Here is a 24206-nt window from a genome sequence, read left to right as displayed (position 1 = left end):
TTTATCGGCTCAGGCGGCGCATACGTTCAGAAGGCGTAATGATGTCAGTGATACGAATACCGTAATTATCAGAGACTACCACCACTTCGCCTTGCGCAATTAAATAGCCGTTAATCAGAATATCCAAAGGCTCACCCGCTAAGCCATCTAAAGAAACCACAGAACCTTGAGATAGGCTCAACAGTTTTTTGATGGTCATTTTGGTGCGGCCCAGTTCCACTGACAGACGGACAGGAATATCCATAATCATGTCAACGTCAGATAACTGATTTAACGGGTTTTGTCCGTCTAAACTATCGAAATTTTGCATACCTGCGGAGGCGGATTCCGCTTGTTTTTGCTGTTCCAGCGCCTCAGCCCACATATCCTCTTCATTGTGGTTGGTTGATGCATCAAGAGAATTCTTCGCCTCACTCATTGGTACTTTCCTCATCTAGAGTGTTTAAAACAGGATTAATCAAATGTTCCACACGCAGCGCATACTGACCGTTTTGGGTGCCGTATTGACTGGTTAATACTGGCACGCCATCAACATTGACGATAAGACGATCAGGTTTCTCGATAGGGAGTACATCCCCTTTTTGCAGTTGCAGTAAGCGAGAAATACGCAGCGGGATATCAACCAAATTGGCAATCAGTTCAAGTTCTGAACGTTTTACTTGCGTGACTAAATTGGTTACCCACGCTTCATTTTCTTGATGCCCTTGCTCCATTGGTGGGTTGGTTAAACGCTCACGTAATGGCTCAATCATGGCAATCGGAATACAGATACTAAATTCACCGACGGTGTTACCAATTTCAACGAGGAATGGTGTGGTAACCACGATATCGTTCGGGGATGTGGTGATATTGGTGAATTTCACTTGGATTTCGGAACGTACATATTCCACTTCAACATCAGCAATCGGCTTCCATGCATCACGGTAAGCGCCTAATGCTAGTTTCAACATACGGTTAATAATACGTTGTTCGGTGTTGGTAAACTCTTTCCCTTCTGAGCGCACGGGGAATCGCCCATCTCCCCCAAATAGGTTATCGACGGCGATATACACTAACGCAGGTTCGAAAGTGAACAGTGCCGTACCGCGTAGCGGCGGCATATGGACCAAGTTCAGGTTAGTTGGAACTGGCAAGTTACGCGCAAATTCATGATAAGGTTCGATTTTAATCGCGCCAACCGTAATGTCAGGGCTACGGCGCAACATGTTAAATAACCCCATACGGAATTGGCGGGCAAAACGCTCATTAATAATTTCCAAGGATTGCATACGTTCGCGAAATACCCGACGTTGGGTATTCGGGTCATAAGGGCGAACGTTGTCTTTGCCTTGGATATCCGGTGACGGCTGGTCGCTTGATGGCGCGTCATCATTAAGCAGCGCATCAATTTCAGCCTGAGATAAAATATTATCGCTCATGGGTCTTACCGCAGAATAAAAGTAGTAAATAATACGTCGGAAATATCCTGATCAGTGTCCCCTGGGATCAGGGTAGGGGTGAGAGTCCCCTTAATATCTTTCATTAATTGCAACTTACCCTCGTGAGTGCTCATGTTCTTAGCTTGCTGTTCTGACAGCAATAACAGTAAACGGCTACGCACTTCAGGCAGATATTCATGCAGTTGCTTACGCGATTTTTCATTCGCTAGACGTAAGGTAATATGGATGTAAAGCACGCGATCAGCCGCGTTGTTTAACCCAGGAAGGTTAACGGTAAAAGGCTCTAACTCCATAAAGATAGGTTGAGGCATATTTGGGCGTTTTTCTTCCCCGTTGGTTGTATCCAACGCCTCTTGTTTTGTCATCCACCAGCTATAACCACCAAAACCTGCACCGGCTAAGGCGATGAGGGCAAACAGCAGAATTAACCCTTTGTTCGAACGTTTAGATTCATTGCGTGAAGACGACATGTTGCAAAATTCCTGTTGTAAATGCCAAACCCATACGGAGTTTTATACTTTATGATCTCTAGCATTATCCCTAGATTGGGAAGAGTTAAAGGAGTGAAAAACGAAACAAAAAGGCGGTAACTCGACGCTTTAGATCTAAAATTACCACCATTAGATTATTTCTTAGGCAAAGGTGTTAATCCCACCTTGGTGGGTTGGCAATTTAACTCCACTCATGCTGGCATGGGATTCACTGATCCCAACGACACCCATCGAAGGATGAGTGGGTTGAATTTGCCCATCATGCTGGCGTGATTGTTGGTCTGAGCCGGATTGACCACTAAAGCTATCTTGACCAACAGAACCTTGTGCTAAATGAATGCCACTTTCCTGTAAGGCACTTCTTAGCACGGGCATCATACTTTCCATGGCAGCACGAACATGGCTGTGTGGTGAAACGAAGTGCATCACCGCTTGGTTATCTTCAATACGCAAATGCACATTGAGGGAACCTAACTCTTCAGGGTGTAAGCGAATTTGTGCTTGAGAAACCCCTTGGCGAGAGAAAAACAGCATTTGTTGGCTAAGTTGTTGTTGCCAAGCTTCAGTGCCGAATGGGGCCGCCAAATTCATCGTTGGTGTTGGCATCGCAGGCGCTGTTGTTGGAATTGGAGTGGCAGATGGTGTCGCCATAATACCTGCCACATGGGTTACTGAAGGTGTCGCGGTGTTGTTAAATGCGCCACTTTCAGCTTGAACATTGAAAGCCCCTTTAGCGCTGTTTTGCAGATTCTGGGTATTTTCAGCCGTCGCATTGGCGATTTGTGACAGTGATTCTGTACTCGGTGTTTTTTTACCCAGTGACATCGCATCTTGATTCAGATCTTTGGTTGGGATTGCGCGTGGATTATCCAGTGCAAATAGAGCCTGATCACGACGCTCACCCACCTCTTTTTTACCCATTAAAGGTAGTGTTAGCTCAGACTCTTCACCTGCAAGCTGCAATTGCGCACCGGCTAACGTTTTGTCATCAAAGGGGGTTACGTTGCGCGCGACATCACTCAATTGTTGCAAAGTTTGGGTAAACGGAGTGGCTGATGGTTTATCAGCATTGATCTGAGGATGAGTCGCAGCTTGAATACGTTCATCCATCGCTTGCTTTAACTGATTGACTAACGCTTGTTCGTCACCCTGTTTACCTGTGAGAAGATCTGCTTGCAGTGGTGATTGTGCATTGAGATCACGACGGAAATTAAGCTGTGCCAACGTATTTTCTGCTTGCTGTTTTTCAATCAGCTGCGCTTCACCAGAAACAGGTTTATCTGTTGCCAATGTTTCAGGAGCAGGTTTATCTGGGGCAACAGTCGTTGCTTCAGATTGTTTTTGCTCACTGATTTGTTGATTCAATGGCGTTTCGTTCGCACTGCCATTGAGTGTTGGCGAATTTTCGCTATTTTTTTCGGGGGATTGCTGGTTTTCAAGCATCGCCTGAAACGGCAGAGCGGATGCTTGGTTTTCATCAATTTGCTTATCCCGCGGTGATTCTTTGGCGGAATTCGCTGCTGGGGTGACCGGCAGCATATTTGCATTGACGTCCATTTATTGGGTTCTCCGTAAAGTCGCGCGTTGAGCATACTCATCCATTTGTTTTTGCTCTAAGCGATTTTGACGTTGGTTTTGCGTGTGCTCCGCACGTTGGATCAACGTATCGAATGCGTTAACTCGTTGCTGTTTTTCTTGCCAATGACGATTAGCGTCATTCACACGTTGTTCCCAGAGCGTTAACTGTTGCTGCTGTTGTTCAATAGTCAGTTCTAAAGTCACGAGAAATTGCTGGTAGTTCTGCCACTTGTCCGAGTCCATGCCTATGTTCAATGTTTGATTTAATTTCTGCCGATATTCTGACTGATAATTTTCCAACATGTGCAACTGTTCCGCCATTTGGGTATGTGTTTGGCGAACTTGAGCAAGGACTTTAGCCGCTTCCTCCGAAGCTTCTTCTGCTAAGCTCAGTAGGGTTGTTAATGCATGACTATTGGACATCACATTCCTCGTTATTCATTGGGAACAACATGAGCCAGTTGTTCACAAGCGGTTTGATAATCACAACGTTCATCAATATCTTGCTGTAAAAACTTCGACATTCTTGGGTAATACTGAATCGCCGTATCGAGCATAGGATCGCTGCCCATGGCGTAAGCACCGACGTTAATGAGATCTCGGTTACGTTGGTAGCTGGATGTTAATTGTTTAAAGCGTTGGATTTTACGGTAGTGATCCTTCTCTATCAGCTCGGTCATTGCACGGCTAATGGAGGCTTCGATATCAATGGCAGGGTAGTGCCCAGATTCAGCTAAGGAGCGTGACAAGACGATATGCCCATCTAAAATGGCTCGTGCGGAGTCAGCGATAGGATCTTGCTGGTCATCCCCTTCAGTCAGTACGGTATAAAATGCGGTAATCGACCCCCCATTTTTTCCATTCCCTGCGCGTTCGACGAGAGCGGGAAGTTTAGCAAATACCGACGGTGGATAGCCTTTGGTTGCTGGTGGTTCACCGACAGCAAGGGCAATTTCACGCTGTGCCATACTGTAGCGGGTCAGTGAATCCATGATGAGTAGAACGCTTTTGCCTTGGTCGCGAAAATATTCGGCAATGCGAGTGGCATAAGATGCCCCTTGCATACGCAATAATGGAGAGACATCCGCAGGGGCAGCGACAACGACGGCACGACGTAAGCCATCAGCCCCTAAAATATTTTCAATAAAATCTTTAACTTCACGCCCACGTTCACCGATAAGCCCGACGACAATAATGTCAGCTTGAGTGAAACGCGCCATCATACCGAGCAACACACTTTTCCCAACGCCAGAACCTGCAAATAGTCCCATACGTTGACCGCGTCCCACCGTTAACAGTGAGTTAATTGCACGGACGCCGACATCGAGAATATCGTGGATGGGGGTACGTTCAAGTGGGTTGATAGACGGGGTGATCAATGGCGCACGTTGTTTGGTTTCCAACGGACCTTTGCCATCAAGCGGCGTACCTTGGGCGTCCAGTACGCGACCCAGTAGCTCATTTCCTAGCGGTAATAGTCGGCTAGTTTGCCCATCATCACCCGATGATTGAGCATAAACTCGAGCCCCGGGGGAAATGCCTTCGAGGTCAGATAACGGCATCAACAACATGCGGTTGCCGTTGAAGCCAACGACTTCACAGACAACTTCGTCGGTTCCACCATTAATAATACGTTCGATATAGCAAGTGGCACCGAGAGGCATTTTAATGCCTTCGGCTTCCATCACAAGTCCCGTTATTTTAGTCAGGCGCCCATAACGGCGCACCATGGGAATGCCTTTCATGCGTGACTCTAAGTCATCCAGTGAGGCAATCCAGCGACCTAATCTTGCGGTCATGACAAGCTCTCCGGTGCATACAGACGGCACAGTTCTTGCCAGCGAGTTGCTACCGTCATATCAATTTCACCATCTTCAGCAACAACGCGGCAGCCACCCATATGCAAGCTTGGGTCGGCCACTAAACGCCAGCCATTAAGATCTAACAGTGAGCCTAAATGTTGCTCAATTAATGCCACGTGATTCGGGTTAACGTGCAGCTCAGGTTGGCTCGCAAAAATCGGTTTTTGCTGTAATAAATGACTAATTTCTTCTAATAATGCAGTGCCATCACATACGGTGGATTGCCCCAACACTTGCTTTGCCGCAGTCAGTGCAATTTGCAGTAACTTGGTGGTTACTACCGTATCAAAGGTATCCAGTGAATAATGAAACTCAGACAGTAATTTTTGCCATGTTTCAATCACGGGTTGCTGAATTGCGAGAGCTTGCTCACTACCTTGCTGTTCACCCGCGCGCAAACCTTCAGTGAAACCTGCTTGATATCCTTCTTTTTGACCTTTTTCAAAACCTTGTTGGAAGCCTGTTTTTTGAGCATCTTCTTTGATGTTATCCAACAAATTAATTTGTTCGAGCACTTCTTTAGGCTCTAAGCAGGGCACTTTCGGTACGCTTGGCTCAGGAACATCACCTAACGGTGGGATGGCTGATGAGTTTAGATCCCACTGATTAAGCTCCCGTAACTGCCAAGGTTGCCATTGTTGGTTATTTTTAGAGGAATTAGACATACACGTCGTCTCCACCACCGATGGCGATTTCGCCTTTCTCCATTAAGCGACGAACGATCATCAGGATAGCCTTCTGCTCGGTTTCCACTTGTGACATACGTACTGGCGCTCGAGATTCCAAATCGTCGCGGACAATTTCGGCTGCACGCGCTGCCATATTGTTGAGGAAGTGGTCGCGCAGTGCTTGGTTGCTGCCTTTGAGGGCAATAACCAGCGAGTCGGTAGACACGTCTTGCAGGATGCGCTGAATGCTGCGGTTGTCCACTTCGATGAGATTTTCGAACAGGAACATTTCGTCGATAATGCGTTGAGCCAGTTCACCATCGTAATCACGCATAGCATCGATAACGCTTTCTTCTTGCTGATTTTTCATCAGGTTGATAATTTCTGCCGCAGTTCTTATGCCACCCATTTTGCTGCGCTTGAGGTTCTGACCGTCTAGCAGGTTATTCAGAACTTCAGTCAACTCAGCTAATGCAGCCGGTTGAACACCACCGAATGTTGCGATACGCAGCATGATGTCATTACGCTGACGCTCTTCGAATAATTCTAAAACATCGGCAGCTAGGTTGCGTTTTAAGTGAACCAAAATAGTTGCGATGATCTGTGGATGCTCGTCGCGAATAATATCGGCAACCGTTTGTGGTTCCATATAGTTGAGGCTTTCGATACCCGAGGTTGTCTCTTGTTTCTCGAAAATATCTTCCAATAGACTGGCTGCGCGTTCTTCCCCAAGCGCTTTGACCAACACAGAACGCAGATAATCGTTGGTGTTGATATTTAAAGCGGCAAACTGAATTGCCGACTCTTCAAACTCAGTCAAAACTTCAGCCAGTTCGTTGTTCGAGATTTGGCGCATGTTAGACACGGCCATACTCAGCTGCTGAACTTCTTTTGGATTCAGGTGTTTAAAAACTTCCGCCGCCTGATCTTCGCCGAGAGTCATTAACATCACGGCGCTTTTTTCTGTTCCAGTTAAATTCATTGGGATTTTCCTAACCACTGACGGATAACCATTGCCACGACTTGAGGGTCTTTCTCTGCCATTTCACGAATACGCTGGCTTTGAATTTCAGCGCTAACACGTTGGCGAGTGAGACGGCGACGGGTTTTCTCGTCCATATCTTCACTAATTTCTTCTTCCACCACGAACGGCGCTTTGACTTGAGATGCATTAGCAATGGACATTTCAGCATCGATTTGCGCTTGTTGGGTTTTGCGGTATTTCACCCACTGAGGCTTGATACCAAAGCGCCACATAAACCAAGCAATCAACGCGATCAGCACAATTTTGCCGTAATCTAAAGCTTGGCTAATAACTTGTGGACTGCTCAATAACGATGGCTCTTCAATCACTGGCGTATCGTCAGTAAATAAGGAGTTTGTAATATTGATAGAGTCGCCACGTTGTGCGGAATAGCCCATGGCTTCACGCGTTAACGCATCAATTTGTTGCAGCATTTCAGGTGGTAAAGGTTTCATTTCTGGACCTTTTTCACCTTCTTGGGATTGGTAATTGACGATCACTGCAACAGACAATCGGTCTACGACACCAATTTGACGTTGAGTGTGGCTAATTTTGCGATCCACTTCGTAGTTCGTGGTTTCATCACGCTGGGTATTGAGGGTGCCATTACGGGTATTCCCTGCGGTTTTCCCATCGGTGTTTTCTTTATTACCATCGATAGGTGCGCTTGGTGCACTTACTGGTTGGTTAGATAATGCGCCCGGTACACCGCTTGGACCACCATTATTATTTTGGAGACTTTCGCTGTTTTGACGTGAACGGACAGCCGCGGCGTCAGGTGTTTGGTTTGGTTTATATTCTTCAGACGTTTGCTCAACTTTCGAGAAATCCATTTGCGCGGTGACTTGTGCATGGATATTGGCACGACCAACTAACGGGGACAGGATATCTTCGATTCGCTCTTTGAGATGGGCTTCCATCTCTTTGGTCATTTTGATTTGTGCGCTGTTTGCAGATTGTTGGCTGTTATCGTTGTTGGTTAGCAAACGACCCGTTTGGTCAACAATGATCACGTTTGCGGCAGTTAAGCCCGTTACGCTGCTGGATACCATGTGGACGATGGCGCTGATTTGTCCTTCATCCAACATTCTGCCCGGTAATAAACCAACGGTGACCGATGCGGTCGGGAGTTTTTGTTCGCGAACAAATAAGGTTGGCTTCGGGATCGCTAAATGTACTCGCGCGCTTTGAACTGGGCTGAGGGATTCAATAGTGCGAGACAATTCCCCTTCGAGGGCTCGTTGGTAGTTAATTTGTTCACTAAATTGGCTGATACCAAATTGTTCTTTATCAAGCAGTTCAAAACCAGTATTACCACCTTTAGGTAATCCTGACTGTGCCAGTTTTAAACGTAATTCATGGACTTTATCGGCAGGCACTAGAATAGCGCTACCGTTATCCGCGATTTGATAAGGGACGTTCATCTGGGTCAGTTGGCTGACGATGTCGCCACCATCTTTTGCACTAAGGTTACTCAGTAGCACTCGATAGTCAGGGCTACGGAACCAGAGGAGCAGGGCGACAATAATAGATATCGCAGCAGCACCGGCAATAATTAATGGTATTTTAGGGTCGGCTTTGATGCTTTCGATCAGTGAGGCAAAACCTTTTTTGGCCTCCCCCGTATCTTTAGATGCGGTACTCATAAATATTCCCTGCTATGCAAACTAAACGGATGAATATACGTTTGGTGAAACAATCTTATTTCCCTCTTCGTAACCTCATTTTTTTACGCTGCTATTATTTATTGTCTTGATGCAATCTAATGACGGAATCAGCCTATAATTTTGGTGTTATTTATCGGCTTCAAGTAAAAAACGGTGTGGTAGGGTAGGCAAACTAAAATTCGTAGTGGCAATTTTTTGCTCAATTATTGATTAATCGAGCTTAACCGAAGAGATCAGAATGACTATTCAAGCTATTGAAGGGGTTGTTTCCCAATTAAATGTTGTGGCGACCCAAGCTGCCTATAACACCAAACCCGTTGTAGAGCCTGTTGGCTTTGCCGATCATTTAGTGGCATCAGTGAACCAAATCAATGAAACCCGCGTGCAATCTGCACAAAAAGTGCAAGATTTCACCCTCGGAAAACCCGATGTTTCATTAAATGACGTGATGGTGGATATGCAAAAATCGAGTTTGAGCCTACAAATGGGTATTCAAGTACGTAACAAGCTAGTATCGGCGTATCAAGAAATTATGTCGATGCCAGTGTAATGTATTTATCTATTTGAATATTATGAATTAACTGCCTTGTCATTGCCTTTATGGGGCAGTGATGGGGCATTTCTATTCAAAATATCAATTTAGTTTACGTTATTTTCTGTCATCCTCGCTCTATCTACACCATGTGTCCATCTTTGATGATGTGTATCCCATTGTCTTGACAATGAATGCAGGGTTAGCGCCCGCGTCCATCTATTTGGGTGCATTTTTTGTTGGTCGAACTCGCCTAGTTGTGCTGTATGTATCGCCTTTATTCTAATTCTCAGACTACAATTAGTTAAGATGACTAATTATACGGAGGAATGGAATGAAAACATTTGGTATCGTTCTTTTATTTCTAGGTATCGTTGTGGGTATACTTTCTTTTAACATGGATACAAGTATACCAACCGCTTATGGTGAGATAATCAATGATATAGGATTGGCATTTGATAGAAGAAATTACATTATAGGCAGTGCATGCATTGCATTATTTGGTCTTTGTATCTTCTTATTTAGTAAAAAATAACCAGTATTGACTTAGTGGGTATAAAGCACTCAGCCCATCATGGGGCTGAGTGGATAGATTTTTAGCTTGCCTCTGTTTTATGCTGTTCTTCTAAGGCTATCATGCGTTTTTCTATTGCTGATAATTTTTATTCACATTTCTGAAAATCAGCCATTCTATTATTATCACTTCTTGCTAATTTTAATATAACCATTTCGCATTCAATATGAGGTAAATAGATAATATACTAAATTAGCATTTGTTTTATAAATTAAATAATAGTGAATATTTTATGATTAATGAAATTAATAAAGAATTTGAGAATAGTGACATTAATAAAGAAAGTGATAAGGATACTACAAAAAAAGGCGTGTTCTTTATATTAAATAGTAGTGGAGAAACAATTAACTCTATTGTGGTAAGTCATTATTCAGGGCTAAAAGGAAAGAAATCAACGCAAAAAATTGATAGATTACAAAATTTGGAAATGGCTGATTCTGGTTGTGAATTCATATATAAAGTAATGTCAGGCAGTGATTCTGATTATTGGGATATAGACTTTAAGACACCAACGGGGAAAATAATATCCTACAGAAAGAATGAATGTAACATCCGATATTGGGACAATGGTGTTGTTATTATTAATGTGATTAAAAACTTCAAATTATATATAAAATTTTCAGAATCAGGTGGCTGTCATAGTTAACTTTTTAAAAAAATTGGAGGCAAATGAACAACGTAACAGAAAAGGCACTTTCAACGGACCACACTGGGTATTTCTATGTGATGAACTGTTCTTTACAGGAACTTAAATCAGTGACTGTTACACACTCTACGGACTATCCTCATGAAATGCGTCATATTACAGCGGATTACAGTAAGATGAAGAATATGAGTACAAGTAAACAGGGATATCCATTTCCATATGAGACAGGTTTTTTATCTCACTTTGATTACTGGACTGTTGAGGTAGAAACAGCATCCGGATACAAATATAAAACTAATGACTATTTTCTTTGTAACCTAACTTACGATGATGATGGATTCGTATATATGGCTATTCTTCCTGATCTATCAGTTCATACTATGTTTTCTTATTCAACCGGATGTGTAAATCACTTAATCAATAAATTTTAAAAATAGGATTCGTTTAATGAAGAAAAAAATAGCGTTACTAACTTGCTTATTAATTTCAAGCTTTTCTATGGCAAATCAAATTAATATAAACAAAGTATTTTCAGACAATTGTAGTACGTATCTAAACAAAGAAAAAAGAATATCAACTATCACGTTAGGTGAACAAGATGTCAATAATAAAAGGGCCTTTTTCACGATAACGCTGCGAGATGGTGATACCAATACCAAGGAGATATCTGTATTAGAATCAGTTGGAAATGATTATGGTAAGGCAATGTTCCAACTCATGAATACAGCATACCTATCAAACTCAAATATTAAAATAACTGGCTGCTTAACAAATAAAATTAGCGCAGCGTCGATATCCTATAAATAAACGTAATTTATTTTTATCGCCAGAGGGTACTTGGATACCCTCATTATGCGTCAAGGGGCTTTATCCAGTTTTTTGACTAACCAGAGACCACTTTGCTTCATAGCGTAACCAAATAAAACACCCACAATAAGTGATGGAATAGTTAAGCGCCAATTGCCTTGCGCTGCAAATGTTGCACAGGCGCCAATAAAGGTTCCTGGAATATAGGCAAGCCATGATTTATGAGCTTGAAAACACATGACAAATGCGATAATCGTGGTGACTAAATAGCCTGAAAAGTTCGGTAAGTCATGAGTGAACTTATCACTGTGAATAATGACCAAACCCCAAGCTACACCACTGAGTGCAGTTAATGCAGTGACAAGCAATCCTTTTATTCCATCTTTAGGATAGGCAAAATACGCTGTACATCCTAAGAATCCCGCCCAACTGATTAGCCCGAAGACATCAGCTACCCATGCCCATAATCCAGAAAGAATCGCGGTCGTTAATGAAAGAGAAAAAAGTAGTTTCACAGTAATGACTTTATGAATAAGTTAAGATAATGAATTTGAGAAAGCTGAGCATTGTATAGAGTGATGTCAGGTGTTGCAATTAAATGATGAATAATAAATGTGAAGAAAAGGTTTAATGTATGCCTAATAGTGCTTTGAATGATTTAAATTTAATAGTAAGAAATTAAACAGTGGTATTGATAATTAATCGTTAAAGAAAAATTAGCATCAATTTACATTGATGCTAATAAATATGGCGAGAAGAATAAAGATAATTATGGGTTAAGAATTACCAGCCGTAAGCAATACCGGCACCGATAACGGTACTATCGGAATTATTCCAAGAAACAGAACTGCGGACATTTAAATTTTGCTTAATTTGGTATTGAGCGCCTGCTGCAATGGCTTTGCCATTTTTAAAGTTCCCCACCCCTAAGCCTGCACTAAAACGTGTACCTGTAGAATAAGGAATATTGGTCATGGCGGCAACGGAGGCAATACCTGCATTTGCATCGCGAGCTGTTTGGTTGATTTTACTTTCCAGTTGTTCAAATCGAGAATTGATTTGTTTGAACTGTCGTGTGTGCAGAGTGTTTTGCTTATCAAGCTTTTTGATAGCGACATTCAGTTGTTGTGTGTCTTCCTCATGCAGCTTGTTGACATCATTAATTAATAAAGTTGCCATCGCTTCATTTTTAGATACTGCATCATCAACGTATTTTTTATTTTTTATTTCACTATCATTGAGTTTTTTTTCTACGTTAGATAAATCATCCTTTACGTTTTGAATAGAATTTATTGTTTCAGCTCTATTTTCACTATTGCTCTTATCCTGATCATTATTTTTTTTGTTTAAATTATTAATAGACATATTTAATGAACCGATTTCATGGTCATGATCTGCTATTTTTCCTTCTAGGTTACTAAAGTGATTTAGTGGAAAACTTGATAGAGGATCATTTGGTATATATGGAAGGTCAAAAGCAGTAGAATCGTAGTGAGTAGGTTTTTTTTCTTTTAATTCAGGTATTTTCTTTATGAGCGGTGACGTTGTTTCAATAGCGTAAGAGATAACATCAATAACGGGTGTCATGGTATCGGCTATTTCGATATATTTATTAATATTTTCACTGAATTTTTTATTATTTTCGATATCAAGAATATTTCTGTTATCTTCATGCCGATGCTCTGGATAATCATACGGTGCATTGATAGCGTCTTGGTAATTATTAGCAATTGCAAATGATTGGGTGGATAATGATGAGAGTATAGCGACACCTGCTGTACTAAGTAGTTTATTTTTCATAACGAAATATCCATATAACGTAAAAAGAATAAATATCGATTATTAATATCAATCGATGTTTATGATAGGAGGAAGAATAATAATTGATATAGAGAGGTGGGTAAAATCCGTTTTTTAATTTAATTAACTCGGAAAAATCGTGTTTGACTTGAATTAATACAATGGGATTGGTATGTGAAATAGCGAGGGTTAAATCTTGTTAATTATTAATTGTTATTCGAATAATTGGTTTTCTATTAAACATGAAATAGGCATGTATAAGAAAATTATACATGCCCTAAAAAATTATTTTTTCACTTTATGGACGATATCAAAATATTTGGTTTTATCATCCTGTGATGGGTAGATGCGGTAAGTATACTCTTCAGGTGTAACGGTAACGTTCTCAACCACGCGAGTGAATAATACTTCACCTTTGTCATCTTTAGCGGTCAGTGAACGGCTTTTACCGTCTTCGCTAAATGACCAATCACCTTGCATTTTTGGCGCACCTTCCAGAGTTAGCATTTTGAATGTGCCGTCTGGGTAATATTCTGCGAGTCCAAAGAAGTTAGCCACTTGTTTATCAGTTGCTGGCACGTCTTTTTTATCTTGATCTAACGCTTGGGTCGTTACCCAAACTTTGTCGATCATAATGTCTTCGTAAGCATTCATTTTCTTCGCACTAACCGCCGATTTTGCAACGGGCGCTGTGGAATTAGCTTGTGCGGTAAAAGTCGCTGTTGTAGACAGAACAATTAGGGCAGCGATAATCGGTTTTAATTTCATAAAAACTCCATTTATTAAGATGAAAAATGTGAGTAACAAAATCGAGCAGAGGTTCATCATCAATTAAATAGCAGAAAAAGCAAAGATAAGAATTATGATTAATTATTAAAAATGTAAGCTTACGTTGGTTTATGTATTCTCTGTGATGTTTATCATCAAATAGATTGAGAATTGTTGCATGTAAATTTTATGTTAATGGAACTATTTAATAGAAAGTCGAAATAAAATAATAGTTAAATTATCCTGCGAGTGTTAATTCAGATTTATGTTTTGGGATCAAAATCATTTTTAGTGCTGAAAAATTTACAAATACAATTTAATGCAGGTTATCTGGAGCGTCATCTATTATTTCAAGTTCCGCCTGTAGAACGGGGTTACACGGTGAATTTTCTGGTGATTTCAGGTGTGTTTTTTCTCAGATCATGTTATTTTTCTGTGAAATTTTCATATTCAAGTGACTTTGCCATTTTTTGCATCTTTTATACGTAAAAAAAGGGCGATACTAATTCCATAGACTTGAGTAAAAGTAATTGAATCAACAGGATTTTAGCTATGGCAGTAAGAGAAATTATTGAAATTCCAGATGAAAGATTGCGTATTCAGTGCAGTCCCGTTACGGATTTCGCAGCAGTACAAACATTGGTCGATGATTTAATTGAAACCATGTACAGCACTGATAATGGTATCGGGCTGGCGGCAACGCAAATCGCCGAAACCAAAGCCATTATGGTGATTGATATTTCGGAAGAACGTAATGAGCCAATGGTATTTATCAACCCTGAAATTATTGAGAGCGAAGGGGAGACTAGCTATCAAGAGGGGTGTTTATCAGTACCAGATGTGTATGCAGATGTTCCACGCTTTTTGCGTGTGAAGGTAAAGGCGTTTGATCGTGATGGCAACGAGTTTGTTGTCGACAGTGATGAGTTTTTAGCTATTGTCATGCAACATGAAATTGACCATTTAAACGGTAAAGTGTTTATTGACCACTTATCCACGTTAAAGCGCAATATGTTGTTGAAAAAGCTCAAAAAACAGCAAAGATTAAAACAGCAGTAAAGATTAAAACAGCAGTATTCCCATCTATTTTACGGCTTCCCGAGACCCAACAAGTGTGATTCGGGGAGCTGCTATTGCGTGCTTTGTGCCAATTGGGTTGTCCTATTAAGTTAAGCGTCAGGTTAACTGCCTGACACTTTACCTGTTACTCAAGGGGTTTAATAACCCTTGGAGCATCGGGTTGATCAAATTGGCCGTAGCTATTATTCAATACCTTTTGTTGGTCGAGTTGTTTGATTTCTTTACTTAAAAAATTCAAATGATTTTGTAAGTATTCTTTTGTCACTCGTTCGTTTTCAATGATCTGGTGTAGTAACTGCACAAAGTCGTCAGTAATAGGTTGTTCCTGCTCATATTCTTGAGTCAAAGCCGTTAAATTCTCAACGGCAAGGACATATTCAGTTTCTCGGGAGATTAATGTCTCCCATTCCCCTGACTGTGCGAGCGAAACTAAGTTTTCACTTAATATTAAGACATTACGATATATTTCAAGTAAATAGATAGGATTTTTATTGTCCACCTGGTTATCTTTCATCCACATTTGCACCGATTTGTTGCCATGCAGAGGCGATATCGGAGAGTAATTGGTAAACTTCTTGGACATAAGTCACGTTGTTTTCTATGTTGGCGCGGAGCAATTGCCGCGTCATGTATTCATACAAACTTGCTAAATTTTCGGCAAGTTCGCCACCAGCCTCGTAATTTAGCGATTGTTTCAATCCCGTGTCAATGATGTCGATGGCTTTTGAGATTTCTTTACCCTTTTCAGCAATGTTCCCCTGTTCCATAAAAATCTCTCCCCGTTTAAGGGCACTTAAGGCCCCTTTAAACAGGATTTGGATCAGTTGATACGGGGTCGCATTGGCGATTTCACTCTCCAAACTGACCTGCTGATAGGCTTGATTGGCTTTACGTTGATACATGCGGTTAACCTAAAAGTCTGCCTAATGAATTAGTGGTGCTATTTAATGAACTCATCATTTTATCGAGGTTTTGGAACTGACGACGATAAATATCCATGGTGTTTTCAATTTGTTTATTGGTTTGCTCGATACGTTTATCGATGCTTTTCTTTTTCTTCTGTACGCCATCTGTGGCGTTATGCAACGTACCTTCTTTGCTATCTAAGGTATCTTTTAAGAAATTAAAGTTTTCGGTAGCAAATCCAGTTTTTTCGCCGTCACCGGCAAAGAATACTTTCACACTCGATGGGTTATCTTTCAGGGCATTATCAAGTTTTTTACTGTCGATTTCTAACGTACCGTCCAGTTTTTGCTTAATGCCCATTTTATTCAGCAGGTTTAATTCACCGCTATCTTGTGGGCTACGCACTTGGGTACGTAAGGTGCTTTGAATTGCACGTAAGGTAGAATCGCCAATTAATGGACCATTGGTTTTATCCGGTGCTGTCCCTTTTTCCGTTGGGGTATATTTAGTAAGCTCTTTGGCTAAGGTTTGGAATTCATTATACGCATCCACCCACGCTTTAATTTTAGCTTTAGCAGGCTCAATATCTTCAGAGATAATTAAATGCTCTGATTTTCCCTCTTCACTCTCTTTCTTTAAAGACAGGGTTAAACCAGGGAATAGGTCTTTGGCTTCGTTGGTTTGAGATTCTAATTCGAAACCATCAATGATTAATTGTGCGTTTTGTGGATCAACTTTAGGATCCATGCCTGTTGTAGGGTCTGTCTTTAATGTGACCTTGCCATCTTTATCTATTTCAGACTGCACATTCAACATAGCAGCAAGATTGTCATCTCCCTCTACATTGATGGAGATACGATTATCGGTTCCTGCTTTTTTAGACGTAACAACAAGATGATATTGGTTATCTTTATCTTTAATAACAGAAGCCGAAACGCCTTTATCGGTTTTATTAATCGCATCTGCGAGCTCGATCAATGAAGTGTGTTCATTATCGAGTTTGATAACAATTTTATCTTTATCTTCTTTTTGTGACGGCTGAGTGATTGTAATGGTACGTTCTGCTGCGCCGTTACCTAATAATTTTTTATTATCATCAACGCCTTTTGTCGCAATAGTTTGCGCTTTTGCCAGTTGGGTGACTTTAACATCATGTACACCTGCAATAGCTTTACCGTCGGTTTTCACGTCAAAGGCTTTATATTCACCACTGACTTTGGTGGTGCTGATATCTTCGTATTTTTTAAGATCTTCCGCTGCTTTTTTCAGTTTTTCTAATGAAGATTGCATCTTACCAAATGCACTGATTTGCGCATCATAGCTGGCTTTTTGTTGTGTTAACGGATCGAGACGGCGTCTTTCCATTGCCTCTAATTGATCCATTTGCACATTTAAGTCTAAGTTAGCCCCGATACCGAGTGTGGATATGCCTGCCATAAATCTCTCCTGAATATAAACCCTGAAAATAAATTCGTATTTAGTCCTTTATCGGCGAATTGGGGAAAAATATTAGACTATTCGGCGAAATAATAATGGGGGGAGTTAAACCGTAAAAGGCAGGTAATTAGGCTTATTGAATAAAAATGATGAGGAAATTAACGATAAAAAAAGAATTTAATAAAAATTTTCGTGTAAAAAAAGCCGACTCCAGCGGGCTTTAGCCTCGAAATATGAAAGATTTTTATAAAAAGGGCTAAAGGGGTTTTGGGTGCCGCCGATAATGTTATTGCTGACAACATTTACCGAGTTAAGCCAGCGTGCTTAATCGACTATTAAGATAAAAAGGACAATACATTATGGCACAGGTTATCAATACCAACATTCTGTCTCTGACTACTCAGAACAACTTAAACCGTTCACAGGGCGTACTGGGTACTGCGATTGAGCGTTTATCTTCTGGTTCACGTATCAACAGCGCAAAAGATGACGCTGCGGGTCAAGCAATCGCTAACCGTTTCACTGCAAACGTTAAAGGTTTAACTCAGGCTGCACGTAACGCAAACGACGGTATCTCTATCGCACAAACCGCTGAAGGCGCAGTTAACGAAATCAACGATAACTTACAACGCGTTCGTGAACTGACTGTTCAAGCACAAAACGGCACTAACTCTAAGAGCGACATCGAGTCTATCAATAAAGAAGTTCAAGCGCGTATGGAAGAGATCAACCGTATCTCTGAACAAACTCAGTTCAACGGCGTAAAAGTATTAACTAAAGACACCAGCATGAGTGTTCAAGTGGGTACTAACGATAAAGAAACTATCTCTATCGGTCTGAAAAAAGTAGACAGCACAACTTTAGGCTTAGCTGATTTTGATGCGAGCGCAGGCAAAACAATGGGTAAAGAACTTTCTTTATCTGACTTTGATAAAATGGGTGGACCAGTAGGTAAACCTGTAGGTGACGGTGCTAGTGAGACAGCACTGAAGGCGATGAAATTCAAAGTAGCAGGAGCTGATGCTTCTTTCACTGAAGCTAAAGTTTATCAGAAACTTGATGATAAAGGTGAAGCTGACGGTAACAAAGTATACGTAGTTGGTAAAACCGCAGATGGCAAAGAGCATACAGTAGAGACTGAATTCGCTGTTACTGATGGTGCTGCTGGCGCGGCATCAACAATTAAGTTTACTGATGGTAAAGCTGAAATGACTGAAAAAGAATTATCAGCAATGAAACCATTAGACACTTTAGACAAAGCATTAGCGCAAGTTGATAGCTTCCGTTCAGACTTAGGTGCTATCCAAAACCGTCTGCAATCGACTATCAACAACCTGAACAACTCTGTTAACAACCTGAGCGCAGCACGTAGCCGTATCCAAGATGCTGATTTCGCGACAGAAGTTTCTAACATGAGCCGTGGTCAGATTCTGCAACAAGCAGGTACTGCAGTGTTAGCACAAGCTAACCAAGTTCCACAAGGTGTTCTGAGCCTGTTACGTTAATTTAGACTTTTATAGTTTATTAAAGACCAGCTTTGCTGGTCTTTTTTTTGCCCGTTCTACTTCGCGCCGCAGCGTTGTTGGCTGCACTAAATTACCCTAGTCACATACTTCAGTATGCTCCTAGGGATAATCCAGCTTGCCGCCTAGCTGCAACACGAATTATTTAGGGCGCGCTTTGGCATTGTTAAGGTCAAAACAAAGGTCAAAAACAAGGTCAAAGGCAAGGTCAAAGGCAAGGTCAAAAACAAGGTCAAAGGCAAGGGCAAGTCCAAAAGAAAACGCAAAAAATAGAATCAAAAAATGTCGGGTTTCATCAAATTTATTTAGGATAAAAAGAATAACGGCTGATTTAGTGCCTTACTCTGCGGATTGAAATTACGCGTAACACAGATAATGGCTACCTTTAGTTAAAACTTGAAGGGTGATTCAGGTTGTGAGTGATTTATATACTGCCGAAGGTGTCATTAATAAAAATAGCCTATGGGAGCGTTATTACCCTCTAATACGCCATGAAGCCCTGAAACTGCAAGTCCGACTTCCTGCCAGCGTTGATATCGATGACTTAATTCAAGCGGGTGGCATCGGGCTACTCCACGCATTAGAACGTTTCGACGCCTCATTAGGTGCCTCTTTTGCCACCTATGCCGTACAGCGGATCCGCGGATCTATGCTCGATGAACTGCGTAGCCGTGACTGGGTTCCTCGTAGTGTGCGTCGCCAAGCCCGTGAAATGACCAAAGCCATTGGTGAACTTGAGCAAAGCCTTGGGCGCAGTGCCACAGAGCCTGAGATTGCCAAAGCGCTGGATATTGATCTGTCGGAATACCGCCAAGTGCTGCTGGATACCAACAATAGCCAGCTATTCTCCTACGATGAATGGCACGAAGTGCATGGGGAAAGCTGTGAGCCATCAATGGATGAAGATGATGGTGGCAACCCATTAAGCTTATTGATGGAATCTAGCCTGAAAGACCAAATTGTGGCAGCGATAGATCAATTGCCAGAGCGCGAAAAAATGGTCCTGACGCTGTATTACCAAGAAGAGCTGAATTTGAAAGAGATTGGTGCGGTTTTAGAGGTGGGGGAGTCGAGGGTTAGTCAATTACACAGCCAAGCCATTAAGAGGTTGCGCTCTAAGTTGAGATCGTAGCTCGTCATACTTCACGCTGTGACTGTATTGGCTTCATAAGCTAACCCTAGTCACATACTTGTGTATGCTCCTAGGGCTTAGCGTATTCGCCGCCTTGCCACAACGCGAATTATTTAGAGCTATGGTTGGGTAAGGTCAAAGGAAAAAGTCAAGGTCAAAGGAAAAACCAAAACCAAAACCAAAACCAAAGCAAAAACAAGGGTGAAACAAAGTCTCGGTATTTTAGGACTTCATTTTGTCTAGAAAGCTTTTGGCGGAGATATGCCATGTATTGGGGCAGGGAGTGAAGCCGAGTTTGGGGTAGGTGTTTTGGGAGTCGGGGGTGGAGCGAAAAATTAAATGACACTCGGGGGGCAATTCCTCGGCGGTTAGGCGCAGCAAATGCTTACCGACACCTTGATGGAGATACTGAGTATCTACCGCAATTTCAGAGATATAACAGCAAAAACTAAAGTCCGTAATCGAACGAGCAAAACCCACCACTTTTTCATCTACCCAAGCACTGATCAATAAATCTGCATTATTTAACATCGAATCCAGCAACGCGACATCGTCAGTCGGCACAAACGTATCCAGTGGGGACTGCTGCAATAAATTCAAAAAATCATCCACCGAAATCGAATGGTTCACTTTATAGGTGATGTGGTTATTCACTGGCTCCATGTCATTCCCTCTCAAATAAAAACGCTACTATAGGTTTAGCTCGAAATTTAGAAAATTGCCTGTTTTTCTGTCTGTTTTTGCGTAGCGGGATGGATTAATGTGGCGCTTAATAGTGAGAGTGATAAATAAAACAGGCATAAACAATAACTATAGTCATTGGTGTTATTCAAACAATTGATTTTATAATCAATTTAAGTTAACTAAATGATAATTAATAAAATTTGAAAATTTAAAATATATTTTATACTCCTATGTGTAGTAAGTGCATATAATGCCAAATTATGCATTTACAGTAGGTATCCATATGTTCAAAAAGGTTATTGTTGTCTTTTTTCTTATTTTTTCTGCTCATTTGGGCTTTGCCACCGACTTGTCATTTAAAGAAAAATCACCCATTGATCGGCTATATAATGAAAGCTACCAAGGAATCGAGCAACTGCGGGAAGAGCAGAAATTCAAATTTGATCCAAAATTAAAAATTGCCCAGAAAGACCGCAGTTATCAATCGTTATTAGAACAGCGGGATGAAGATGAAAAATCCATCCTCAATCATATACGTCCTTGTGATATCAACCCAAGTGCGGTTGGCTGTCCGGGGCATTTATCGTGGATGGACAACCCACGAGAGTTTCAATCGATGTTAGAACAAAAATATAAAAACGAATAAACACGCATCCGTATTGTGGTAAGCAAAAGGCGCTCATTGAGCGCCTTGTTGTTAATTAAAATGCTAGTCTATTCTTTAGCCCCCTTCAGGAAAGGTCAATGTGGCTCCCGGTGCTTCGCGGCTTAAATGAATAAAATTCAAATGTTTTTCATACTGATCAAGAATATCGCTGATCACCTGCTCTTTGGTGTAGTCCATTAAGTCGTTCGCTTGCGTCCCTTCCCATAAATAAGTTTCAAGGCGGTAATAGTGGGATTTCCCTGAACGAGCTCGGTACGTAAAGCTTGGCACTGTGTAGCGACGAGGCCAAATTTGATAGATAAAACTTTGCTCCTCCTCGAGATCGACAACTAACTCTAAGTGGTTAAGTCGTTCTTCCTCTGCGAGAGGATGAATTGCAAATTCCACTTTAGCTCCACGTAATTCCAACTCTTTCGCCACATCTTGCATCGCCGGAATACAGACCAAATCCAGCATCCGCTGCGTGTAGGTGGTTCCCGGGAAATTCATCACACGTCCCAGACGCTGTTTCCACTTAATCGGTTCGTTACCGTACAGCGGCGCAGGGGCATTGGTATTGATGGCACTGGCGCGGCGATAATCTTCAAATCGCAATGACTTATAAAGCCCAGCCATAATAAAGAAAATCACAAAACTAAAGGGTAGCCCCATAATCACGGTGGTATTTTGCAGGGCAGGTACTCCGTCGGTCATTAACATGCCAAGGGTTAACAAGCCAATTGCTACCGACCAGAAAATTCGCAACCAGTTAGGCGAGTCATGGTTAATGTCGCTCAGTTTTGACGTGAAATTGCCGAGCACTAACGAGCCTGAATCGGCAGAGGTTACGTAGAAAAGTAATCCTGTGATCGTGGCGACGGAAGCGGTTAATCCAAAACCTGGATATAACTCAAGTAGGGAATAAAATCCTTTTTCGGGCGCCTCTAATACCGTTTGGGCTAACGCTTTATTACCGTGAATGATTTCATATAAGGCGCTGTTGCCAAAGATTGACAGCCAAAGTAGCGTGAAGACGAACGGGATGATTAGGGTGCCAATCACAAACTGTCGAATGGTGCGACCACGGGAAATTCGCGCCAAAAACAGCCCGACAAAAGGCGACCAAGCCACCCACCATGCCCAGAAAAATAGCGTCCAACTATTCATCCAGTCGGTCGGTCTATCAAACGCAAAACTGTTCAAGGTCATGCCCATAAAACGGTTCACATAATCCCCAACGTTGAGTACCAGCGCATTGAGCAAAAATTCCGTATCCCCCACAAAGAGAATAAACAGGATCAGTCCCAAGGCCAGCAACACGTTGAGTTCCGAGAGAATACGGATCCCTTTATTGACCCCCGATGTGGCGGAAATCACCGCCATGATCACCGAAAGAAAAATCAGCCCGCCTTGCACGGTTAGCCCTTGGGGAAGGTCAAACAGCACTTTTAACCCGTAATTGAGCTGTACCACACCAATGCCGAGGGTGGTGGCAATACCAAAAATAGTACCGAGAACCGCCGCAATATCTACGGTATGACCAATCGGTCCGTTAATCCGATTACCAAAAATCGGATATAGGGCAGAACGGATGGTTAACGGCAAATTATAGCGATAACTAAAGTAACCGAGCGCGATGCCCATCAAGGCGTACATTGACCAGCCCGTGAGTCCATAGTGAAACAGAGTCCACACCATCGACTGACGAGCCGCTTCAAGGGTTTCACCTTCACCGGTTGGGGGCAGCATATATTGCGTCACGGGTTCGGCGACAGAGAAAAACATTAAGTCGATACCGATTCCTGCCGCAAACAACATGGCTGACCAGCTGAGTAAGCTAAATTCCGGCTTAGATTGTTCGGGTCCCAATTTGATATTTCCAAAGCGGGAGGTCGCGATAAAAATAACGAAGACGATATACAAGGTGGCAGCGAGTAAGTAATACCATCCGAAGGTTTTTGATACCCAACCGAGTGTGGCAATAATCCATTGATTTGCGGTGTCAGTCATCAGAATGGTGAAAAAAGAAAACGCCAAAATTAAGGCGGCGGAGGTGAAAAAAACAACATGATTGAGTTGATCTTTCTGCACATTTTTTGGACTTTTTGAGTTTGTCATTGGCAGTTCCACAGTTTTATCTAGATGAAAATTTAAAATTAGATCCTTTGCTAACAGATTGAATTAATAGCAAAGATTTAAAATTTCACAGGTGTCTCCTTGAGTTATTTGTAAACCAATTGTTATAAATAGTATTTAATATTGATTGAACATTCAATTAAAAAATTGTTTAATGAAGGAGTTCAATGATTTTATTAGGTTCTCATGCCATGCCGAAAATAGGCGTTCAATCGATTCGTAAACAGCAGTTAATTCAAGCCACTTTAGCGGTGATTAACGAAGTGGGAATGCAGGAAGCTAGCTTTGTCCTGATCGCCCGTAAAGCAGGTGTTTCCACCGGCATTATTAGTCACTATTTCCGTGATAAGAGCGGTTTATTAGAGGCGACAATGCGCCATATTCAGTATCAACTGGGTTTTGGTATCGCGATGCGATTAAGAATGTTGAGTGGTGAACATCCTAAGGCGCGTATTCAAGCGATTGTGGAAGGAAACTTTGATACAACCCAAATTAGCGAAGCCGCGATGAAAACGTGGTTGGCATTTTGGGCAAGCAGTATGCATCAGCCGAATCTTAACCGTTTACAGCAGGTCAATGACCGTCGTTTGTATTCTAACCTGAGTTATGAGTTTGGGCGTGTGTTGAATAAATCTGCCGCACGTCACGCAGCCAAAGGGCTAGCAGCCCTGATTGATGGCTTATGGTTGCGCAGCGCACTCAGCAATGGACCTTTTCCCGTTGAAGAAGCGTTAAGCATCACTAACGAATATATTGATATGCAATTGGCTCGCGCAGGAGAACATTCGACCTAATTATTTTTCAAA

Annotated in this window: 28 protein-coding genes; 11 read left to right on the top strand and 17 right to left on the bottom strand. The window is 41.8% G+C overall.

All coding sequences use genetic code 11. The features are described from left to right. Nucleotide 1 precedes the first annotated feature (1 nt). The 9 genes from fliN to fliF all read right to left on the bottom strand — a co-directional run bounded on the left by fliN (nt 2) and on the right by fliF (nt 8708). Nucleotides 2-418 (bottom strand): flagellar motor switch protein FliN, encoded by a 417-nt coding sequence (fliN, locus tag PR766_RS13455; protein WP_154636458.1) that lies wholly within the window; start codon nt 416-418, stop codon nt 2-4. Beyond that, nucleotides 411-1418 carry a flagellar motor switch protein FliM gene (gene fliM / locus PR766_RS13450; RefSeq protein WP_154636459.1) on the bottom strand — a complete coding sequence of 336 codons (1008 nt, stop codon included), beginning with the start codon at nt 1416-1418 and terminating at the stop codon, nt 411-413. Before fliM ends, fliN begins: the two co-directional genes overlap by 8 nt. Nucleotides 1419-1423: 5 nt before the next feature. Further along, the gene (gene fliL / locus PR766_RS13445) at nt 1424-1909 is read right to left on the bottom strand and encodes a flagellar basal body-associated protein FliL (RefSeq protein WP_006657525.1); all 486 of its coding nucleotides are present in this window, start codon (nt 1907-1909) and stop codon (nt 1424-1426) included. A 162-nt stretch (nt 1910-2071) separates the two neighbouring features. After that, entirely contained in the window at nt 2072-3487 is a 1416-nt protein-coding gene (locus PR766_RS13440) for a flagellar hook-length control protein FliK (protein WP_154636460.1), read from the bottom strand. Next, entirely contained in the window at nt 3488-3931 is a 444-nt protein-coding gene (gene fliJ, locus PR766_RS13435; RefSeq protein WP_006657527.1) for a flagellar export protein FliJ, read from the bottom strand. A gap of 11 nt (nt 3932-3942) precedes the next feature. Continuing rightward, nucleotides 3943-5307 carry a flagellar protein export ATPase FliI gene (gene fliI, locus PR766_RS13430; protein WP_006657528.1) on the bottom strand — a complete coding sequence of 455 codons (1365 nt, stop codon included), beginning with the start codon at nt 5305-5307 and terminating at the stop codon, nt 3943-3945. Continuing rightward, nucleotides 5304-6035 carry a flagellar assembly protein FliH gene (gene fliH / locus PR766_RS13425; RefSeq protein ID WP_006662044.1) on the bottom strand — a complete coding sequence of 244 codons (732 nt, stop codon included), beginning with the start codon at nt 6033-6035 and terminating at the stop codon, nt 5304-5306. Before fliH ends, fliI begins: the two co-directional genes overlap by 4 nt. Further along, complete coding sequence (fliG, locus tag PR766_RS13420; protein WP_006657530.1) at nt 6028-7020, bottom strand: flagellar motor switch protein FliG; 993 nt, start codon at nt 7018-7020, stop codon at nt 6028-6030. Before fliG ends, fliH begins: the two co-directional genes overlap by 8 nt. Continuing rightward, on the bottom strand, nt 7017-8708 hold the full coding sequence (gene fliF / locus PR766_RS13415; RefSeq protein WP_036960582.1) for a flagellar basal-body MS-ring/collar protein FliF: 1692 nt from the start codon (nt 8706-8708) through the stop codon (nt 7017-7019). The genes fliG and fliF overlap by 4 nt, the downstream gene beginning before the upstream one ends. Nucleotides 8709-8967: 259 nt before the next feature. Between fliF and fliE the strand changes: the two genes are divergently transcribed. The 6 genes from fliE to PR766_RS13385 all read left to right on the top strand — a co-directional run bounded on the left by fliE (nt 8968) and on the right by PR766_RS13385 (nt 11288). Continuing rightward, nucleotides 8968-9279: a flagellar hook-basal body complex protein FliE gene (gene fliE, locus PR766_RS13410; RefSeq protein ID WP_006657532.1), complete on the top strand. Its 312-nt coding sequence runs from the start codon at nt 8968-8970 to the stop codon at nt 9277-9279. Between the two features lie 61 nt (nt 9280-9340). Beyond that, nucleotides 9341-9547 carry a hypothetical protein gene (locus PR766_RS13405; RefSeq protein ID WP_154601755.1) on the top strand — a complete coding sequence of 69 codons (207 nt, stop codon included), beginning with the start codon at nt 9341-9343 and terminating at the stop codon, nt 9545-9547. 48 nt (nt 9548-9595) lie between these two features. Continuing rightward, nucleotides 9596-9796 (top strand): hypothetical protein, encoded by a 201-nt coding sequence (locus PR766_RS13400; protein WP_006657533.1) that lies wholly within the window; start codon nt 9596-9598, stop codon nt 9794-9796. 271 nt (nt 9797-10067) lie between these two features. After that, complete coding sequence (locus tag PR766_RS13395) at nt 10068-10481, top strand: hypothetical protein (RefSeq protein WP_154636461.1); 414 nt, start codon at nt 10068-10070, stop codon at nt 10479-10481. A gap of 23 nt (nt 10482-10504) precedes the next feature. Next, nucleotides 10505-10912, top strand: coding sequence for a hypothetical protein (locus PR766_RS13390; RefSeq protein ID WP_006662040.1), 408 nt, complete (start codon nt 10505-10507; stop codon nt 10910-10912). Between the two features lie 16 nt (nt 10913-10928). Further along, nucleotides 10929-11288: a hypothetical protein gene (locus PR766_RS13385; RefSeq protein ID WP_154636462.1), complete on the top strand. Its 360-nt coding sequence runs from the start codon at nt 10929-10931 to the stop codon at nt 11286-11288. A 50-nt stretch (nt 11289-11338) separates the two neighbouring features. Here PR766_RS13385 and PR766_RS13380 read toward each other — a convergent pair whose 3' ends face one another. The 3 genes from PR766_RS13380 to PR766_RS13370 form a co-directional block, all read right to left on the bottom strand. Further along, nucleotides 11339-11803, bottom strand: coding sequence for a DUF1097 domain-containing protein (locus PR766_RS13380; RefSeq protein ID WP_006657537.1), 465 nt, complete (start codon nt 11801-11803; stop codon nt 11339-11341). A gap of 268 nt (nt 11804-12071) precedes the next feature. Next, nucleotides 12072-13088: a YadA C-terminal domain-containing protein gene (locus PR766_RS13375; RefSeq protein WP_230086843.1), complete on the bottom strand. Its 1017-nt coding sequence runs from the start codon at nt 13086-13088 to the stop codon at nt 12072-12074. 285 nt (nt 13089-13373) lie between these two features. Beyond that, nucleotides 13374-13856, bottom strand: coding sequence for a DUF4822 domain-containing protein (locus tag PR766_RS13370; protein WP_006662031.1), 483 nt, complete (start codon nt 13854-13856; stop codon nt 13374-13376). A 552-nt stretch (nt 13857-14408) separates the two neighbouring features. Between PR766_RS13370 and def the strand changes: the two genes are divergently transcribed. Then, the gene (gene def / locus PR766_RS13365) at nt 14409-14915 is read left to right on the top strand and encodes a peptide deformylase (RefSeq protein ID WP_006657541.1); all 507 of its coding nucleotides are present in this window, start codon (nt 14409-14411) and stop codon (nt 14913-14915) included. 145 nt (nt 14916-15060) lie between these two features. Here def and fliT read toward each other — a convergent pair whose 3' ends face one another. The 3 genes from fliT to fliD are packed head-to-tail and all read right to left on the bottom strand — an operon-like array spanning nt 15061 to nt 17279. Then, nucleotides 15061-15450: a flagellar protein FliT gene (fliT, locus tag PR766_RS13360; RefSeq protein ID WP_006657542.1), complete on the bottom strand. Its 390-nt coding sequence runs from the start codon at nt 15448-15450 to the stop codon at nt 15061-15063. Further along, on the bottom strand, nt 15440-15838 hold the full coding sequence (fliS, locus tag PR766_RS13355) for a flagellar export chaperone FliS (protein WP_006657543.1): 399 nt from the start codon (nt 15836-15838) through the stop codon (nt 15440-15442). Before fliS ends, fliT begins: the two co-directional genes overlap by 11 nt. 4 nt (nt 15839-15842) lie before the next feature. Next, the gene (gene fliD, locus PR766_RS13350; RefSeq protein ID WP_154636463.1) at nt 15843-17279 is read right to left on the bottom strand and encodes a flagellar filament capping protein FliD; all 1437 of its coding nucleotides are present in this window, start codon (nt 17277-17279) and stop codon (nt 15843-15845) included. A gap of 359 nt (nt 17280-17638) precedes the next feature. On the opposite strand from fliD, the gene PR766_RS13345 reads away from it, so the two are divergent. Together PR766_RS13345 and PR766_RS13340 are read left to right on the top strand one after the other, a co-directional pair. Next, the gene (locus tag PR766_RS13345) at nt 17639-18784 is read left to right on the top strand and encodes a FliC/FljB family flagellin (RefSeq protein WP_036965147.1); all 1146 of its coding nucleotides are present in this window, start codon (nt 17639-17641) and stop codon (nt 18782-18784) included. A 433-nt stretch (nt 18785-19217) separates the two neighbouring features. After that, nucleotides 19218-19934, top strand: coding sequence for an RNA polymerase sigma factor FliA (locus PR766_RS13340; protein WP_006662027.1), 717 nt, complete (start codon nt 19218-19220; stop codon nt 19932-19934). Between the two features lie 222 nt (nt 19935-20156). Here the strand turns inward: PR766_RS13340 and PR766_RS13335 are convergent, their stop codons facing one another. Continuing rightward, entirely contained in the window at nt 20157-20597 is a 441-nt protein-coding gene (locus tag PR766_RS13335) for a GNAT family N-acetyltransferase (RefSeq protein WP_006662026.1), read from the bottom strand. A gap of 271 nt (nt 20598-20868) precedes the next feature. Here PR766_RS13335 and PR766_RS13330 point away from each other — a divergent pair, with 271 nt between their 5' ends. Then, nucleotides 20869-21264, top strand: coding sequence for a hypothetical protein (locus PR766_RS13330; RefSeq protein ID WP_006657550.1), 396 nt, complete (start codon nt 20869-20871; stop codon nt 21262-21264). A 75-nt stretch (nt 21265-21339) separates the two neighbouring features. Here PR766_RS13330 and PR766_RS13325 read toward each other — a convergent pair whose 3' ends face one another. Continuing rightward, on the bottom strand, nt 21340-23382 hold the full coding sequence (locus PR766_RS13325; RefSeq protein ID WP_154636464.1) for a choline transporter: 2043 nt from the start codon (nt 23380-23382) through the stop codon (nt 21340-21342). Between the two features lie 209 nt (nt 23383-23591). Between PR766_RS13325 and betI the strand changes: the two genes are divergently transcribed. Further along, nucleotides 23592-24194, top strand: a complete 603-nt coding sequence (gene betI / locus PR766_RS13320; protein WP_006662025.1) for a transcriptional regulator BetI — start codon at nt 23592-23594, stop codon at nt 24192-24194. Nucleotides 24195-24206: the final 12 nt, after the last annotated feature.

This window comes from Providencia sp. PROV208 (genome assembly GCF_028479465.1).
Lineage (GTDB): Bacteria > Pseudomonadota > Gammaproteobacteria > Enterobacterales > Enterobacteriaceae > Providencia > Providencia alcalifaciens.
The sequence above is the reverse complement of the archived record's forward strand: the minus strand, read 5'-3'. Positions and strand labels throughout refer to the sequence as shown.

Excerpts from the sequence above, each read along its gene's own strand:
- PR766_RS13335 (WP_006662026.1), bottom strand. The coding sequence starts at position 20,597 with ATGGAGCCAGTGAATAACCACATCACCTATAAAGTGAACCATTCGATT.
- PR766_RS13395 (WP_154636461.1), top strand. The coding sequence starts at position 10,068 with ATGATTAATGAAATTAATAAAGAATTTGAGAATAGTGACATTAATAAA.
- def (WP_006657541.1), top strand. The coding sequence starts at position 14,409 with ATGGCAGTAAGAGAAATTATTGAAATTCCAGATGAAAGATTGCGTATT.
- PR766_RS13385 (WP_154636462.1), top strand. The coding sequence starts at position 10,929 with ATGAAGAAAAAAATAGCGTTACTAACTTGCTTATTAATTTCAAGCTTT.
- fliM (WP_154636459.1), bottom strand. The coding sequence starts at position 1,418 with ATGAGCGATAATATTTTATCTCAGGCTGAAATTGATGCGCTGCTTAAT.
- betI (WP_006662025.1), top strand. The coding sequence starts at position 23,592 with ATGCCGAAAATAGGCGTTCAATCGATTCGTAAACAGCAGTTAATTCAA.
- PR766_RS13345 (WP_036965147.1), top strand. The coding sequence starts at position 17,639 with ATGGCACAGGTTATCAATACCAACATTCTGTCTCTGACTACTCAGAAC.
- fliE (WP_006657532.1), top strand. The coding sequence starts at position 8,968 with ATGACTATTCAAGCTATTGAAGGGGTTGTTTCCCAATTAAATGTTGTG.
- PR766_RS13400 (WP_006657533.1), top strand. The coding sequence starts at position 9,596 with ATGAAAACATTTGGTATCGTTCTTTTATTTCTAGGTATCGTTGTGGGT.
- fliD (WP_154636463.1), bottom strand. The coding sequence starts at position 17,279 with ATGGCAGGCATATCCACACTCGGTATCGGGGCTAACTTAGACTTAAAT.
- fliG (WP_006657530.1), bottom strand. The coding sequence starts at position 7,020 with ATGAATTTAACTGGAACAGAAAAAAGCGCCGTGATGTTAATGACTCTC.
- PR766_RS13325 (WP_154636464.1), bottom strand. The coding sequence starts at position 23,382 with ATGACAAACTCAAAAAGTCCAAAAAATGTGCAGAAAGATCAACTCAAT.
- fliT (WP_006657542.1), bottom strand. The coding sequence starts at position 15,450 with ATGAAAGATAACCAGGTGGACAATAAAAATCCTATCTATTTACTTGAA.
- fliF (WP_036960582.1), bottom strand. The coding sequence starts at position 8,708 with ATGAGTACCGCATCTAAAGATACGGGGGAGGCCAAAAAAGGTTTTGCC.
- fliS (WP_006657543.1), bottom strand. The coding sequence starts at position 15,838 with ATGTATCAACGTAAAGCCAATCAAGCCTATCAGCAGGTCAGTTTGGAG.
- PR766_RS13375 (WP_230086843.1), bottom strand. The coding sequence starts at position 13,088 with ATGAAAAATAAACTACTTAGTACAGCAGGTGTCGCTATACTCTCATCA.
- fliN (WP_154636458.1), bottom strand. The coding sequence starts at position 418 with ATGAGTGAGGCGAAGAATTCTCTTGATGCATCAACCAACCACAATGAA.
- PR766_RS13440 (WP_154636460.1), bottom strand. The coding sequence starts at position 3,487 with ATGGACGTCAATGCAAATATGCTGCCGGTCACCCCAGCAGCGAATTCC.
- fliI (WP_006657528.1), bottom strand. The coding sequence starts at position 5,307 with ATGACCGCAAGATTAGGTCGCTGGATTGCCTCACTGGATGACTTAGAG.
- PR766_RS13370 (WP_006662031.1), bottom strand. The coding sequence starts at position 13,856 with ATGAAATTAAAACCGATTATCGCTGCCCTAATTGTTCTGTCTACAACA.
- fliH (WP_006662044.1), bottom strand. The coding sequence starts at position 6,035 with ATGTCTAATTCCTCTAAAAATAACCAACAATGGCAACCTTGGCAGTTA.
- fliL (WP_006657525.1), bottom strand. The coding sequence starts at position 1,909 with ATGTCGTCTTCACGCAATGAATCTAAACGTTCGAACAAAGGGTTAATT.
- fliJ (WP_006657527.1), bottom strand. The coding sequence starts at position 3,931 with ATGTCCAATAGTCATGCATTAACAACCCTACTGAGCTTAGCAGAAGAA.
- PR766_RS13390 (WP_006662040.1), top strand. The coding sequence starts at position 10,505 with ATGAACAACGTAACAGAAAAGGCACTTTCAACGGACCACACTGGGTAT.
- PR766_RS13405 (WP_154601755.1), top strand. The coding sequence starts at position 9,341 with ATGGGGCATTTCTATTCAAAATATCAATTTAGTTTACGTTATTTTCTG.
- PR766_RS13330 (WP_006657550.1), top strand. The coding sequence starts at position 20,869 with ATGCCAAATTATGCATTTACAGTAGGTATCCATATGTTCAAAAAGGTT.